The sequence below is a fragment of the Erythrobacter insulae genome (genome assembly GCF_007004095.1).
Taxonomy (GTDB): Bacteria; Pseudomonadota; Alphaproteobacteria; order Sphingomonadales; family Sphingomonadaceae; genus Erythrobacter; species Erythrobacter insulae.
This window is the reverse complement of the sequence record NZ_VHJK01000001.1, coordinates 615,469-631,201: the sequence shown is the minus strand read 5'-3', so window position 1 is coordinate 631,201 and position 15,733 is coordinate 615,469. Positions and strand designations below refer to the sequence as shown.

11 protein-coding genes and 1 pseudogene are annotated in these 15,733 nt (G+C 56.3%); 6 read left to right on the top strand and 6 right to left on the bottom strand.

Annotated features, from left to right (window positions below):
- Nucleotides 1–15: 15 nt before the first annotated feature.
- Entirely contained in the window at nucleotides 16–2,772 is a 2,757-nt protein-coding gene (locus FGU71_RS03085) for a class I SAM-dependent DNA methyltransferase (protein WP_142787203.1), read from the bottom strand.
- A 353-nt stretch (nucleotides 2,773–3,125) separates the two neighbouring features.
- Between FGU71_RS03085 and FGU71_RS03080 the strand changes: the two genes are divergently transcribed.
- The 3 genes and pseudogenes from FGU71_RS03080 to mobF all read left to right on the top strand — a co-directional run bounded on the left by FGU71_RS03080 (nucleotide 3,126) and on the right by mobF (nucleotide 6,148).
- Nucleotides 3,126–3,479: a single-stranded DNA-binding protein gene (locus FGU71_RS03080; RefSeq protein WP_142787202.1), complete on the top strand. Its 354-nt coding sequence runs from the start codon at nucleotides 3,126–3,128 to the stop codon at nucleotides 3,477–3,479.
- Between the two features lie 456 nt (nucleotides 3,480–3,935).
- Nucleotides 3,936–4,241, top strand: coding sequence for a hypothetical protein (locus FGU71_RS03075; RefSeq protein ID WP_142787201.1), 306 nt, complete (start codon nucleotides 3,936–3,938; stop codon nucleotides 4,239–4,241).
- Nucleotides 4,242–4,244: 3 nt separating this feature from the next.
- Nucleotides 4,245–6,148 (top strand): annotated as a pseudogene (mobF, locus tag FGU71_RS03070) (MobF family relaxase).
- Nucleotides 6,149–6,156: 8 nt separating this feature from the next.
- Here mobF and FGU71_RS14310 read toward each other — a convergent pair.
- Nucleotides 6,157–6,387 (bottom strand): DUF6471 domain-containing protein, encoded by a 231-nt coding sequence (locus FGU71_RS14310; RefSeq protein WP_142787200.1) that lies wholly within the window; start codon nucleotides 6,385–6,387, stop codon nucleotides 6,157–6,159.
- A gap of 104 nt (nucleotides 6,388–6,491) precedes the next feature.
- On the opposite strand from FGU71_RS14310, the gene FGU71_RS03060 reads away from it, so the two are divergent.
- The gene (locus tag FGU71_RS03060; RefSeq protein ID WP_142787199.1) at nucleotides 6,492–7,451 is read left to right on the top strand and encodes an IS1595 family transposase; all 960 of its coding nucleotides are present in this window, start codon (nucleotides 6,492–6,494) and stop codon (nucleotides 7,449–7,451) included.
- A gap of 140 nt (nucleotides 7,452–7,591) precedes the next feature.
- Here the strand turns inward: FGU71_RS03060 and FGU71_RS03055 are convergent, their stop codons facing one another.
- The gene (locus tag FGU71_RS03055; protein ID WP_142787198.1) at nucleotides 7,592–7,798 is read right to left on the bottom strand and encodes a hypothetical protein; all 207 of its coding nucleotides are present in this window, start codon (nucleotides 7,796–7,798) and stop codon (nucleotides 7,592–7,594) included.
- A gap of 236 nt (nucleotides 7,799–8,034) precedes the next feature.
- Nucleotides 8,035–8,475: a hypothetical protein gene (locus FGU71_RS03050; RefSeq protein WP_142787197.1), complete on the bottom strand. Its 441-nt coding sequence runs from the start codon at nucleotides 8,473–8,475 to the stop codon at nucleotides 8,035–8,037.
- A 56-nt stretch (nucleotides 8,476–8,531) separates the two neighbouring features.
- On the opposite strand from FGU71_RS03050, the gene FGU71_RS03045 reads away from it, so the two are divergent.
- A complete protein-coding gene (locus tag FGU71_RS03045) occupies nucleotides 8,532–10,541 on the top strand; it encodes an AAA family ATPase (protein WP_142787196.1) in 2,010 nt (669 codons plus the stop codon).
- Nucleotides 10,542–10,663: 122 nt separating this feature from the next.
- On the opposite strand, the gene FGU71_RS03040 is transcribed toward FGU71_RS03045, so the two are convergent.
- The gene (locus FGU71_RS03040; RefSeq protein ID WP_142787195.1) at nucleotides 10,664–11,701 is read right to left on the bottom strand and encodes a LacI family DNA-binding transcriptional regulator; all 1,038 of its coding nucleotides are present in this window, start codon (nucleotides 11,699–11,701) and stop codon (nucleotides 10,664–10,666) included.
- Between the two features lie 9 nt (nucleotides 11,702–11,710).
- Nucleotides 11,711–13,045 (bottom strand): MFS transporter, encoded by a 1,335-nt coding sequence (locus FGU71_RS03035; protein ID WP_142787194.1) that lies wholly within the window; start codon nucleotides 13,043–13,045, stop codon nucleotides 11,711–11,713.
- A gap of 170 nt (nucleotides 13,046–13,215) precedes the next feature.
- Here FGU71_RS03035 and FGU71_RS03030 point away from each other — a divergent pair, with 170 nt between their 5' ends.
- On the top strand, nucleotides 13,216–15,669 hold the full coding sequence (locus FGU71_RS03030) for a TonB-dependent receptor (RefSeq protein ID WP_142787193.1): 2,454 nt from the start codon (nucleotides 13,216–13,218) through the stop codon (nucleotides 15,667–15,669).
- The last annotated feature ends 64 nt before the right edge of the window (nucleotides 15,670–15,733 follow it).

Genomic DNA, 15,733 nt, shown 5'->3' with positions numbered 1-15,733 from the left:
ATCCTGCGCATAATCCTACGCCGCCTTTGTGCTGGTCATTTTGGTGTAGAGTTCGAACAGTTTTTCGAGGCGTTCGGTGTCGTTTTTGAAGCGGCGGCCGATGTAGATGCGTTCCAGCACCTCGTCGTTGCGATCGTGCGCGTGGCGGAGGTTTTCGGGCATCTTCTCCGGATCGTAGAGCTCGGCGATGGTCTTGGGGAAATGTGCCTCGCGGGCGAGGAGGATGTCCTCGGCGCAGCGAGTCAGGTCGGCTTTGTGTTGTTCGGTCAGTTTGGGGACGGGGAAAGTGTTCCAGCCGAGGGTGTTGGAATATCGATAGTCCGACCGGATACGTCCACAAACTGTTGCTATCCAAATGGTATGAAGTCTCGAGGCATAAACTGAAAGCATCTCTGGAGAGGCATTCGGGCTGAAAAATGCCGCATCTGAAACTACGACACGGAAGCTGAAAACGTCGAAAGGAAGATATTCTCGGTTTTCGGATGAATGCCTTGCGAACACAGCCAGACGACTTCGACCAGTCGCTTGGTCTCTAAAACGGAATGGTTGTTTCGCTAGCTTTAGTGCAGCGACGTCCTTTGTCTTGGAAGAACGAACCTCGGCAATTCGCTCAAACCGATCGACCAGAAACTCTTCCTTGTATGCATCCTTCGCCTGATCATCTGAAATCCAGAAGCAAAAACGCGGCCTACCATTGGTGAGTTCGGTCGTGCCAAATAACGGAAGAAGGAACCGACTGGCAGGATTGCCCTCAAGCGTTGCAGCCTCGCCTCTTTCAACAATAAGCTCGCCAGCATAATAGGGATGGTCGCCAAAGCTCATTGGTCCCAATTTGTGCAACGGACGGGTGGATTTCGAAACTGCCATAGGTGGCATATCGATCAGATAGGGACCGATCTGGGACACCTCGCGACGCTCATCACCTTCGTAAAGGTAGCAATTTGTTGATCGGCTGGTAGTCACGCCCACAATTATGCACGTAACGCCAGCATTTCGACTTGCCAAATTGGCCCATTGGAATGGACGGTGGGCGAAATAGATTCGACCTTCGCGCTTAAAAAATGGCAGCCAAAACTGAGCAGCTTGTTCGCCTTGGCAAATTGATTTCGTAGCTACAAAAGCGGCTCCCCCACTTCCGTGCTTCAAGAGATCGAGAGACTTCCAAATCCAAGCTGCAACCATATCGAGAGTTTTGTATTTCTTCAGAACGCCCGCAAAGACATGCGATAGGTCCTCTTTCTCTCTTTGCTCGGATTTCTTGCTTCCCGTATATGGCGGATTACCACATATGTAGGTTTCACCACCTTCATTCTCGAAGTCTATCTCGACTTGGTCCAAAGGTGTATTGAACAAGTCATCTCCACGAACCTTGACGCCATTACCGGTTGGTTGACAAATCCCCAGCCAATCCGTTTGCAGCGCATTCCCGCAAGTGATCCAATTCTGGCTATCGAGCGGCAGGAAGTCTGCGAGCGCTTCCTTCTGGCCACGATAGAGCACGTCGCACTGGAACTCAGCGATGATCAGCGCGAGACGCGCGATCTCTGCCGGGAAGTCGCGCAGTTCGATCCCGCGAAAGTTGGTGAGCGGGATGTCGCTGTCGCGCTCGCTCTCTCCGCGCCGCTTGTTTATCTCGGCCTCAATTTCGCGCATCTGCTTGTAAGCGATGACGAGGAAATTGCCCGATCCGCAGGCCGGATCGAACACCCTGATCTTCTCCATCCGGGTCCGCAGATTTAGCAGTTTGCGGGCGTTGTCTCCCGCCTCTTCCAACTGGTGGCGGAGATCGTCCAGAAACAGCGGGTTCAGCACCTTCAGGATGTTCGGCACGCTGGTGTAGTGCATGCCGAGCGCACCGCGCTCCTCGTCATCGGCGACCGCCTGGATCATGCTGCCGAAGATATCGGGGTTGATCTGTTTCCAGTTCAGCCCGCCGATATGCAGCAGATAGCTGCGCGCCATACGGCTGAAGCACGGCACCTCGACACTGCCTGAAAACAGCGCGCCGTTGACATAGGGGAAGGCGTCCGCGTGGGGAGGGATGTTCGCCGCCTTGCGATAGCGATCGTCCAGCCTGCCTTCGTGCCGCGTGGAGGTGTCCATCGCGCGGAAGATGTTTGAGATGATCTCGTGCGTGTTGGAGCTTTCCCGGTCGCTGAACCGCTCCACCGTGGAGGTAAACAGGCCCTCTCCGTTGAAGATATCGGTATCCTCCGCAAAGAAGCAGAAGATCAGCCGCGCCATGAAGTGGTTCATGTCGGGCCGGCGCTCCGCCGTGGCCCAGTCGGGGTTCTCTTTCAGCAGCTCGACATAGAGCTTGTTGAGCTTACTGGTGGCGCGGATGTCGAAGCTGTTCTCGCGGATTTGCTTGACGGTGGTGATGCCAGCGAGCGGCAGGAACGCGCCGAAGTGGTTCGGGAAATCGCTGTAAGTGCAGGCGACGGATTCGCCGTTGACCAGATCCTCCGCCTGCAAGTCGGTGCCGTCCGTGGCGAGGATGAACTTGGCTTTTGCTGCGCCCGTTTTGGGGCTTTCACGCAGGGCCTTGAGCGTCTCGTCGACCGTGCCCGGATCGCAAGTGGCGATATGGATATTGTTGCGCTGGAGGACACCGCCGGGAAGGTCCGAGGCATTGGTTGTCCCGGCCCGCAATTGCTTCAGCGTGTTCGCCTTGCGCCCGAACGCTTCGAGAAACGCGAATGGAAACTCGGCCCTGTCAAATGGCTGGGCGGCCAGTTCTGAAATTGCTTCTTCGATTTCGACTGCATTCATGGCGCGATACTTGGCCGACAAGCGGCAGATTCACAAGACAGGACAGGGATTTGCCGGAGGGAAACAGGTAGTGGAGGCGCTGCCTCGTGTTCGGCTTCCAGAGTTCTTCCGTATTGCAAGAACCATTCCCTTTTCATGACCTGAGCACGCCCCTGACCGAACCCGGGCAGGCGCTGCAACCCGCGCCTATTCGGACCGTGTTGCCACGCTTCGCGCGGCTGCCCGCACCACTCCGTTGGGCGAGGTTTCCCTCACATACGCTCGGTGCAGTCCTGCCCGCGCCCGGCCTCAATGGGGCTCAGTCAAAGGGATTGTCCCTTGGACGGATCGAATGCCTCGAAAGGACACGAACAATGAAGAACACCGTCATCCTGGTCGGCTTTGTCGGCAACACTCCTGAAGTCCGCGAAACTTCCGGTAGCGCCACGATAACCAGCCTATCGCTCGCCACCACGCGGAGCTTCAAGGACAGCGAAGGCAACCGCCAGACTGAGACCGAATGGCACCGGGTCACCTGTTTCAACGGCATCGGGAAAAGCGTCGCCGAGAACGTCACGAAGGGCGCCATGATCATGGTGACGGGCCGCATCCACTATAGCCGCTGGACCGACGCCGATGGGCAAACTCGCTACGGATGCGAGATCATCGCAGAAAAGGTCGATTTCCTTGCGAGGGCGAAGGAAGGAGGGGTGGCAGAGGCCGCCTGATCGCAACCGTAATCTGACACTCCTAAAGGCCTCGCTGGCACGATCCAGCGCGGCCTTTTGCCGTGCTTGGGCTTGGCCTCACTTCCGTTCGCTACTTTGCCGCGCGGGCGCGGAAATCCTTTTGGAATTGGCTGGAAAAGCCCTTCAGAACAAACCGTCGAAATGTCTGGTCACGTGGGGGAGTACGGGAAATTGGAGGGCACACCGTACCCGGAACTCCGGTGTCTGGGATGCGAGGATTTCTGCGGGTTTCGCTGAGATTTCGGCAGCTGTTGCCAAGTAGTGTCATCTGATGTCACTTCTCGATCCGCAACTCACATGTGAGTTGCTCGGCTCTAAGCTATTAATTTAAAATTGAAAATTAGCGTTTTCCTACAGGGCGGCCGCTGCCGTAGACTGATGTCAGTCCGGAGGGGTCATTGGGCCGAGGGGGGCGGCCAAACGTCAGGTGACGCCGTGCGATTTGCCCTTCAATGCTATGTCGACGAAGACCTCCATGCGCTTGTTAAAGCCGCTGCTGATGCAGCGCATATGAGCGTCAGCCAGTGGCTGAAACTCACTGTCATCGACGCGCTAGACGAACCACAGGACGAGGCGTTCCGCGATCAGGTTCTGGCCGATCTGCTGTTCACCAAGATCGCCCTCGACGGCTGGCTTCGCACCCACAAGGACAAGGAATTGCGGGACCGTGTGGTGGTCGCTTACCAACGACGCATCCGCGAATATCGCGAGCGCAAAGCCGCGAAGCGCGAGGGGCGCTGAGCGATGCTTTCGGTTGCCAATGTGCGCTCGGCTGGCGGTGCGGCCAACTACTTCGCCAACGACAATTATTACACCAAGGCGGACGCTGATCGGTCCGGCATCTGGGTCGGCAAAGGTGCCGAGCGGCTGGGTCTTTCAGGCACGGTCGATGCCACAGCGTTTGAGGCAATCTTGCGCGGCGAACTGCCCACTGGCGAACGTATCGGCCACCAGGGTCAATGCCACCGCGCCGGGACAGATCTGACCTTTTCGCTGCCCAAAAGCTGGTCGCTTCTGGCACTCGTCGGCAAGGATCAGCGGATCATTGACGCGTACCGTTCAGCGGTCGTCGTCACGCTCCAATGGGCGGAGAAAAATGCGGCCCAATATCGCACCGAGAAGGGTGGCAAAGAACGGCTGCATGCTAGCGACAACCTGACCGTCGCCGTGTTCCAGCACGACACCAACCGCAACCAGGAACCGAACCTGCACTTCCATGCGTCGTCGCCAATATGACGCAGGACAAAGACGGCAAGTGGAGGGCACTGCGCAACGACAAGTTGTGGCAGCACAATACCTTGCTCAATGCCATGACGATGGCGCGCTTCCGGATCGAGGCTGAGAAGCTTGGCTACCGCATTGGTGAATTTGGAAAACACGGCAACTTCGAAGCCAAGGGTATCGACCGTGACGCGGTGATGGCCTTCTCGACGCGGCGTCAGGAGGTGCTCGAAGCGCGGCGCGGCGGTGGGCTTGAGGCGGGTGTGGTGGCGGCGCTGGCGACCCGCCAGGCCAAGCAAAGCGGTGTCGATCGCGGTGCTCTCATGGCCCAATGGGAAGGGCAGGCATGGGATCATGGGCTCGACCTTGAAGGGATGGTGCGCGACGCGAAGCTGCGTTCGCATGAGTTAACTGTAGCGGCTGCCAAGCGAGCGAATGATCGCCCGTCAATGCTCGAACGCGGCAAGGCGATGATCCGGCATTATGTAGGAAACGCACCAATGCGTAGGCGTTTGTCTGCGCTGCTAATGGCGGCTGTCATCGTTTGTGGGGTGCTTGGAATTGTCGGTCTTTTTGAATTTAAAGGGACGCGTCCTTTCGAAATATTCAGCATTAGTAGCCCTGAAAGAATCAGATGCATGGTCGGCTTCAATGATCCTTTTTTGTCGCGTTCGTCCAATGCGCCAAAACTGGTCCGGCCAGTTTTGTTCAAAGATGTCTTGATAGGAAAATTGGCAGTCAAGCAAAACCATATCGGCTTTGTTGAGCCTTACTTTGGGCCTGTCGTTTGGCGTCACCTTACATCTGATCTCAAGCACTACTTCTTCCCCAGCTTTGATGTTTCCAAGCCAGTCTCTGCCCCGCAAAGTGCCGTATCGGACTTTGTTTTTACAAAGGTAAGTTACAAGCTTGATGGACACGCGGCTTGCGGCGGTATCTCCGATATTTCCAATTCGGACTTTGGCGACCGCGAACCAACTAGGTTGATCCGGCTCCTCGCAGGGCATCGAATACTCAAGAATTTCATAGACAAGTTTGGCGCGAGCGTTTTCACGAAAGAGATTGTTAGAGGTCCGAGCTTCTTTGGCAGTATCTTGAGCCTCACGCCAAGTCTGCCAAATCAGATAAACGCCGACCCCGCTGAGGGCGACGCCAAAGACTGCCATAGCGCCCATAACCCAAGTCCAGAGCGCCATGGTTTGCTGGCTGCTGAGATCATACTGGGCTTGTTGCTCTTGGCGGGAAGCTTGTTCAATCTCGCGCTTGCATTTGGCGTAATCGGGTCCGGGCCTGCATTCGAGCGCGATGTAATTCTCGGTGTTGCGGGCGCTGTCGGTCTGATAGGCGCGGGTATCGCCCTGATAAGCGCAAGTACGTATACTGAGCAACGCTATGAGAGTTACAGCTATCAGCGTTGCATAGTGTAATGCGTACTTCAGTTTAGTCTGATCTCGTTTACCCCTATCGCTGTCAGACATTGAACTAAGAACACCGCTGTAAATTTTCCCCGGCTGATCTTGTTCCTGATATTAGGCTCAGAGTCCATAACTCCTTGATCTGCCAATAATCCAACTAGCTGCGCATACGTTATGTCACGCCGCTTCAATTCGGCCTTCAGGAGGCCTTTAACGCGGTTCTCCCACTCCTTCTCTTTAACGTCTGCCATATCGCTTCCTTATGATGTAAATATCATCATAGGCGATACATTTGCACTTTACAAGATACGTCAATGTCACTATAAACGATGCATAAGCAACGGAAACAATGACAATGGCACAACACTTTCTTCTCTCGGCAAAAGCCCGCACTCTCTCACTGGCGAAAGTGTTTCGCATGGGTGAGGACGCGGCTTACGGTTTGTTCTGTGAGATGCGTTGGCCTGAAACCGATGGTGAGGCGGTTTGCCCGCGTTGCGGCTGTGCTGACAGCTATTTCCTAAAAACGCGCCGCAAATACAAATGCACGGCTTGCTATCACCAATGCAGCGTAACGAGCGGCACCATCTTTGCCTCGCGCAAGCTGTCGTTCACTGATCTGCTCGCTGCAATCGTGCTGTTTGTGAATGGCGCTAAGGGTGTGTCTGCACTGCAAGCCTCGCGCGATCTGGACGTTCAATACAAGACCGCTTTCGTGCTGTTCCATAAGCTGCGCGAAGCGATGCAGCGTGAATTTGCCGACACCAAATTGAACGGCACTGTCGAGATTGATGGCGGTTACTTCGGCGGCTACGTGAAACCTGAAAACAAGAAGGCCGACCGCAAAGACCGCCGCCTGTCGTTCAACCGTTCGGGCAAGCGCCAGTGCGTTGTCGTGATGCGTGAGCGCAAGGGCCGCACCCTTCCGTTTGTTGTAGCCAATGAGGGTGACGCGGTGCCGTTCGTTCGCGACCACGTTGGCACCCTCGCCACCATCCATGCCGATGAAGGCACAGGCTGGGACGCGCTTCACGCCGGATGGGATACCCGGCGCGTGAACCATAGCGTCCAATTCATGGACAAAGGCGTCTGCACCAATCAGGCCGAAAGCTATTTCTCACGCCTTCGCCGCATGGAAGTTGGAACGCACCACCATATCGCTGGTCCGTATCTGCGCAGCTACGCTGGCGAGGCCGCGTGGCGTGAGGACAACCGCCGCGTTGATAACGGTGGGCAGGCTATGAAGCTGGTGTTCGGTTCAATGGCTAGTCGCCAGAGCCGTAGCTGGGCGGGGTATTGGCAGCGCGCAGCTTGACCGAAAGCTATAGAGGTATTATATTACCTCCATGAATTCGGTATTGACGGCCCTTGATCTGTTAGCGTTGGCACTCACTGAACATAACCATCAATGGTCGGACAGTGAGCGCCAAGCCTATGAGAATGCAGTCTGGAAGGTTACTTCGGGCGGCGATTGTAAGGACTTTGGTTAGTCGGCTTAAGCGACACGCCATTGTCTGATGCGGCCCCGTAGATGGAGCTTTCGGTGCGGCCAAGCTTGAAACCAATCACACGCGTTGGTGTGTTTTCTTTCGCCAGCTTTTTAAGTTGCTTTAGGTCTGATGGTGTCCACGCTTTACCGTGGTTTTTGGGAAGTTTAGTCATAGTCACACTGCCCTTTCTTGGGCTTGTGCAACCGTCTTGACCTTCACGCCAAATCACGCCATCAAAGCGTTGCTGATTCAGCTCATGCCCGCAGACGGTTGCGTAAAAACCAAAGCGGAATGATAGGGGGTTGGGTCGGTAGCCCGCCCCCGAATCATGTCAGCGGACATAAAATCCGGAAAAGTCCAAATTTGCGAGTCACTTACGCACATCTTGCGGTGTTTTCCACGGATTCGCTAAATGCCGCTCACCACCCGCCACAGCAAATAATTCCCCGGCCCATCCATAGCCTCGGCACGTCCTTTGTCCCTCTGCACTCGCAGAGCGGCCCCTACGCGCTTAGTCATCAAGCCAAGCAACTTGGTATCCTCTGCATCTAGAGCGCGCTCTAGCATCATTTGTGCGGCGATCTCGCGGGTTGTGAGGGGTTCGCGGCTCTGGCGCAGTATGGACAACACAAGGCGGCTCATTTGCCCTCTATTGGCCCAATCCTCTGGTGGTCGAAACATCTTAGGCCGTATGGCTTCCACTTCCATATCGGGAGCCACCACTCGCAGCGCGTCATCTATAGCGCCAAGGTCTTTTACCAACTGCGATAGGGTTTCGTGGGTAGCGGCGATCTGGCCTGCTAGTTCTGCCCTGCGCTTCACAAGGCCGTTTATCATGTAGTCTGTCATCGTGTCCGATACATACGGCACTTGCAGCGATGGCGTAAGTCAGGTATTTGGTGCGGATGCTACATAATGCCGCGATGATCGCCAGCCTCGCCGAAAGAATAGGCATCAAAAAAGGCGATCCGCTCATTCCCAAGCGGCTTCATATGAAAGGCCGGGAAGAAATTGCGACGGCTCACGCGGTTGCATCGGCGGTGCGGCATTTGTCCGAACGAGAGGCGGCGTTTACGGCAACTGATCTTGCCAAGGCGTCGCTCGATTTCGGGCTGCCGACTACAATGAAGTCAGTCGAAAAACGCATTGGGCAACTCGCGCAGCAGGGCGCGCTGTTACGCGGGCGAGGCGCGCAGAAAGGGTGGCTGACCACATCCAATGCGTTGGCGCTGGAGACCCGTATGTTGGCCGAGATCGAAAAGGGAAACGGCGCAGTTCAGGCGATCCTCAACGCGGACACCGCAGGACCGTACCTGCACGCTTCAGCAGCTATCAACTACGGCATGAAGTTAAATGCTGGCCAGGAAGCAGCAGGCCGGTTGATCCTGTCTTCGACCAATCGTGTTGTAGCCGTCCAGGGTGTGGCAGGAGCAGGTAAATCAAGCGTGCTGCAGCCACTCAATCAGCTTCTGGAAGAGCATGGGAAGAGAGTCATTGGCTTGGGTGTTCAGAACACGCTGGTGCGCATGCTGGAGAAGGATACCGGCATTCCGTCGATGACCCTGCATCGATTTCTCGGGCAGAATCGCAAGCTGCTTGATGGCTCGGCAGGCAAAGGGGAGATGGCTGCTGCGCGCGACGAGTATCGCGACACTATCCTCGTCCTTGATGAAGCCTCAATGGTTTCTACCCGCGACCAGGACCGGCTGATCCGGCTTGCCAATCTGCTCAAGGTGGATCGCCTTGTGCTGATGGGTGATGAAAAGCAATTAGGTGCTGTCGAAGCGGGCAAGCCCTTCGCTTTGGCGCAGCGCGCAGGGACCGAAACGGCGCGCATGGACCACAATCTTCGCGCCCGCTCCGATACCTTGAAGAAAGCTCAGCAAGCAGCGCAGTCGGGCAAAACCAGCGATGCCCTCGATCACCTCAAGAATCATATCGTCGAGGTTCAGGAGGAGAGCGCAATCGTTGCGGCGGAACGCTGGCTGTCCCTTCCGCCTGCCGAGCGCGAGCGCACGTCGGTCTTTGCTGCGGGCCGCCGACTACGCTCTGAAATCAATACCGCAGTCCAGACCGGCCTCGCCGCGAATGAAGAAATCGGACCAGCGAGCGCAAGGCTTACGGTTCTATCCCGTGTGAACACGACCCGCGAGGAATTGCGCTACGCGCGCAACTATCAACCGGGCATGGTGCTTGAAGTGGCAAGCCGCCAATCGCGCCATAGGCTTGGGCGCGGAAGTCATGAGATCGCCGCCGTCGATACTGAGAAGGGTGTTGTTACGCTTCGCGATGAGCGAGGGCATTTGCGCCGCTTCGTGCCAGCGAGGTTGTCGGCCAAGGGCAACGACCAAACATTGCAGCTGTTCGAGCAAAAGGATCTCGACCTTTACACCGGGGACGCCATCCGTTGGACGGCGAGCGACCATAAACGCGGAATGATAAATGCAGACCGGGCAACAGTCACCGCGATCGATCAGGAAGGAATTACGGTCACGAGCTCCAGCGGCATGGAGCATAAGCTGAAGCCGAATGACGCGATGTTGAAGCGGATCGACCTCGCCTACGCGCTCAACGCCCACATGGCGCAGGGCCTCACAGCAGATAAGGGCATTGCCGTGCTCGACAGTCGCGAGCGGCGATTGCTCTCGCAGCGCAACTTCCTTGTCACGATCACGCGCCTACGAGACGAGCTCACGTTGATAGTCGACAGCCGGGACAAGGTCGGGCGAGGGATTGCGACCAACTTAGGCGAGAAGTCTTCGGCAGCTGAAACCACCGAACGGCTTGGGACTGCAGCAGCCAAAGGAGTCAGGGCGGGTCAAATTCAGTCGACCAATCATGATCGGCAGGCTGAACACGAGAAGGCAGCAGAGCTAGTCAAGGAGCGGATCAAGCCGTTCGAGATTGGCTTGTAGCGAATTGGCATGAATTGGGCTGCAAGCGGAACGTCCGCATTAAGGGTTTCCCAAAGCGTCATCGGACTAAAATGCCGGAGTGATAGGCCCCGCTGGGAACCGCTTCGCCGTACTCGAAATGCTCAAGCGGTTTCGCGAACGATCAGATGGGGAGGCAGAACCAGACTTTCTGTGTCTTCTCCTTCCAAGCGTCGCAACAGCAGGTCCACGAGGCCCTTTGCACCAGCAGCGATATCTTGCCTCACTGTTGTGAGAGGTGGCATGGTCTGACTTGAAATTGGCAGATCGTCGAAGCCGACTATCTTAATCTGGCCGGGCACTTCCATGCGGCGTTCCCGAAGTTCTTTGAGGCAGGTGACAGCGATTGTGTCGGTTGCGGCAAAGATGCCGTCGACCTTGCCTTCGATCTCCCGCAAATGCTGTGCGATTTCCTCGCCGGTCCGCTCAGGAGACAAGTGCGTCGGCAGGGCGCGGATAGGCACACCCATTTTGGCGGCGACTTCTTTTGCGCCAGCGTAGCGGGCGGCGAACTCTATAGGTTGAGTGTCGCCCAAGAATGCAAGGCTCTTTGCTCCCGACGCGATGAGCCTCTCGGTGGCGAGCTTCCCGCCTAGACGGTTGTTGGAACCGACTACACAGTGTCGCTGACCTTCTTGATGATTCCCCCAGACGACCATCGGTAGATAGCCATCTGCCACATCCTCAATCCGTTCAAACTGGTCGGACTGACCGATCACGATCACGCCGTCGATCATGCCCGAACCGATGAAGTGGTCGAGCCAATCTTCATCCCGAGCGGGAATGACACGCCTCAGCATGAGGTCATATGCTTTCTCGGTCAGCTCGTCTGCTAGATAGCCTAGCAGGGTCATAAAGAAGGTATCCGAGATCTGTTGCCTCACATCATGGCCGAGCGGGATCGCCACGCCAATAACGCCCGTTTTCTGCCTGCGGAGTTTGCTCGCCATCTGGTTGGGTCGGAAACCGTGTTCGCGCGCGATTGCTTCGATCTTCTCACGCGTTTTTGTATTGACCAAACTGTTGCCCGCTAGCGCCCGCGAAACAGTCCCCGCGGAGACGCCTGCAATTCTGGCAAGGTCCGCAAGAGTGCGAACTTTGGCCGCGCTTTCTGCGCCATTTTGATCGTCTGTGTCAGCCATCGATACTCCTTAGCCTGCTAGCGCCTTTTGTTCACGCGGAACTCTGTGTCCTGCGTCGACAAAGAGAGTTGCAATGGCACCAACAAACATGAGCGCACCCCCAAGCATCAATACATTGCGCGGATCGCCGCCCAGCACAGGATTGTAAATCAGCGGCATAGTCAGCGTTTGGAAAAGCATCGGGATCACGATGAACATGTTAAAAATGCCCATATAAATTCCGTTGCGGTCCGCCGGAATCGAATCTGCCAGCATCACGTATGTGTTGCCCATCATCCCGGCCCATCCGATGCCAATCCCCAGCATCAGGACGAACAGCGCCATCGGTGTCTCGACACCCGGGATGAGCAGCATGGCTGTGCCTGAAGCTGACAAGCAAATGGCGTGCGCGGATCTTGCGCCGATCCGCGCCACGATTGGTATGAGCAACAGAGCACCCAAAAAGGCGATGAAGTTGTACAGCGCGCCAGCCTGCTGTGTGGTCAGCGTGGCTTCACGAAACGCAGCGGTAGATGGATCGGATGTATCGTAGAGCGAGCGGCCAACTGCGAAAGTGATGTACTGCCAGTACGCGAACATCGCATACCATTGGCACAGCATAGCAAGCGCAAGCTGGCGCATCGGCTTTGGCATGTCGCGGATCGCATTGACGATCTCTGCGAACGTGTCCTTCGCGGTCAGCGGTTTCTGCTCGAGAACGGCCTTTTCATCTTCGGTCATTGGCAGTTCGGGAACACGCCATACCGACCAGACAATGGTCGAGATCGATAGGATAGCGCCTATGATGAACGCGATGCGGACGATTACAGGGATACCATTATCGTCGAGCACGTCCTGCGCGACAAACGCCGTCAGCAAAGTTGGCGCGAGATAGGACAGAGTCTGCGCCAACCCGGTAAATGCGCTCTGTGTCAGGAACCCGACTGACCGTTGTTCGGGCACAAGGCGGTCAGCGACATAGGCGCGGTAGGGCTCCATCGTGATGTTGTTGCCAGCATCAAGGATCCAGAGCAGCGATGCGGCCATCCAGAGCGTGGATGAATACGGCATCAAGAACAGGCTGATCGTGCAGATAATTGCACCGATCAGGAAGTAGGGTGTCCGCCGTCCGAAACGCGTGTTGGTGCGATCGCTCATGGCACCGACAATCGGTTGAATGATGAGACCGGTCATAGGGCCGGCCAACCAAAGGAGCGGCATGGTCGCTTCATCAGCACCGAGGAACCCATAGATCGGCCCCATATTGGCTTGCTGCAGTCCGAAACTGAATTGCAGGCCGAAGAACCCGATATTCATTTCAATGATTCGCAGCAGCGAAAGCCGTGGCTTTACGGCGGTTTGCATAATCTCAAATCCTCTCGCTCGCCGTTATGTTACCGGCGTTGTGGCATTTTCGTGACATAGATTACTCGCGATTGCAATCGTTTGCAATTTTGCTGTTGCAATCGATTGCAACAAGATTATGCATTAATGGGAATCGCGCAAAATGGTGCGAACACAAAGGAGAGTTATTCATGAAATTCCGTCACGCTTTGGCCTTTGGCGTTGCGCTAAGCGCCTTTTCGACCCCCGTTTTCGCGCAGGATCAGGAGGCCGCCTCCGATGAGGCTGCAGAGCCCGGCAACGAGATTATCGTTACTGCTGTTGCTCGCGGCCAGAACCGGCTTGAAAGCTCGGTATCGGTGAGCTCCATAGGCGCTGAGCAAATCGCCGATCTTGCGCCGCCATCGTCTGCCGACCTTATCCGTCAGATCCCCGGTATTCGCGCCGAAGCGTCCGGCGGTGAAGGCAATGCGAACATCGCTGTTCGCGGCATTCCCGTTTCAACTGGCGGCGCCCGTTACATCCAGCTCCAAGAAGACGGCCTGCCCGTTCTCGAGTTCGGTGATATTATCTTCGGTAACGCCGACAACTTCCTGCGCGCAGACCGCAACGTCGCCCGCGTCGAGGCGGTTCGCGGTGGTTCTGCATCGACCTTCGCATCCAATGCGCCGGGCGGTGTGATCAACTTTATCTCTAAGACCGGTCAACGTGAAGGCGGCGCAATCCAAGGCACCATTGGTGTCGATTTTGAGACCTATCGTCTCGACTTCGACTATGGTGCCCCGCTTGCCGACGATCTGTATTTCCACGTCGGTGGCTTTTTCCGTACCGGCGAAGGCCCGCGTGATATCGGCTATAACGGGTATGATGGCGGCCAGGTCAAAGCCAACATTACCAAGGAATTTGATGGCGGTTATATCCGGTTCCACGCCAAATTCCTCGATGACAGCACTCCTACCATTCTCCCTCAGCCAGTTGCGGTTGGCGGTACGGATGGCAATCCAGACTATACTGCCATTGCCGGTTTCGACCCGCGCACAGACTCGCTGTACAGCCCGTTCATCACAACCATCACGACCCTTGATGGCGGCAATAACCCTACGACCTACAATTTCCGTGATGGTCTCTCGGTTGAATCGCAGGCGTTCGGGGTGGAAGCAGAGATCGATGTCGGCTCTGGCTGGACACTGACCAACCGTTTCCGTTACGCCAACAATGCGGGCAGCTTCGTTTCGCCATTCCCGGCGGGCGCGGACTCGGCTCAAGCCATTGCGGACGGTATCGGTGGCGCGGGCTCGAGCCTTGTGTTCGCAAGCGGTCCGACCGCTGGTTCAGTAGCAGACGCCTCTACTATCGGCGGCAACGGCCTGCTGGCCAACATTGTGAATTTCAATGTTCGCCTGAACAGCCTCGACAACGTCACCAATGATTTCCGCATAAGCAAGGATTTTGACTTTGGCGGCGGTTCGGCAACCTTCACTTCGGGCTTCTATCTGTCGCGTCAGGACGTTGACACTGATTGGCTCTGGACCTCGCATGTCCAGACTGTTCAGGGTGACGGACAAGCCGTGCTTGTCGACGTCGTAGATGCAGGCGGAAACACAGTAACTCAGAACGGTGTGGTTGGCTTTGGTGCCAACTTCTTCGGCAATTGCTGCCGTCGTAACTACGACGTTGCTTACAGCACCTATGCACCGTTCGCGTCGCTCGCACTCGAATTCGACCGCCTGACATTGGATGCCAGCATCCGCTACGATTATGGCGATGCCAACGGAACGGTGACCGGCGATGGTCCGGTCACCAGCTTCGATTTCGACAATGACGGCAATATCAGTCCGGCCGAAGCACAAACCAGCGTCCTGCCGCTGGGTAGCCCTGCTCCGGTCAATTATGATTTTAACTATTTCTCATGGTCGATCGGTGCGAACTACCTTGTGACTGATGATCTGGGTGTCTTTGCCCGCTACAGTCAGGGTGGTCGTCACACAGCTGACCGCAGCCTGCTCTCGCCAGCGGTCAGCACCGTCGATGGCGGTCTGCCTGGCGGCGACGATGGCGTGATTGCCGATGTCAACCAACTCGAAGTGGGCTTGAAATATCAGGCAAACGGCCTTTCGCTTTTTGCCACCGGTTTCTATGCTGAGACAAGCGAGACCAACGTCGAAATCGCTCCGCTGCTGCTGACTGATACCGACTACGAGGCCTTGGGCATCGAGCTTGAAGGTGCCTATTCAGTTGGTCCGTTCTCGCTTTCTGCGGGTGTGACATGGACCGATTCCGAAATCGTCCGTTCGCTCAACGCTGGCCTAGTCGGCAACACGCCGCGCCGTCAGGCTGACTTCGTGTACCAAGCAACCGCACAATATGATGATGGCTTCTTTAAAGCAGGCGCCAACATCATCGGTACTACGGACAGCTTCACGCAGGACAACAACCAGCTGGAACTGCCAGGCTACAGCCAGGTCAATGCCTTCCTCGCCATCCGTCCGGTTGACCGGGTCGAATTGGCGCTGAACGCAACGAACCTGTTCAATCAGTTTGGCTACACTGAGGCTGAAGAAGGAGCGATCCCGGGCAACGGCCTGGTTCGTGCACGCTCCATCGCGGGCCGCACGATCGCCGCGTCGATACGTTTCGACTTCTGATGCAACGGATTAGGGCCGACCAGACACCTCCCTTTTGGTCGGCCCTTTCCTTTTCCAACCACTT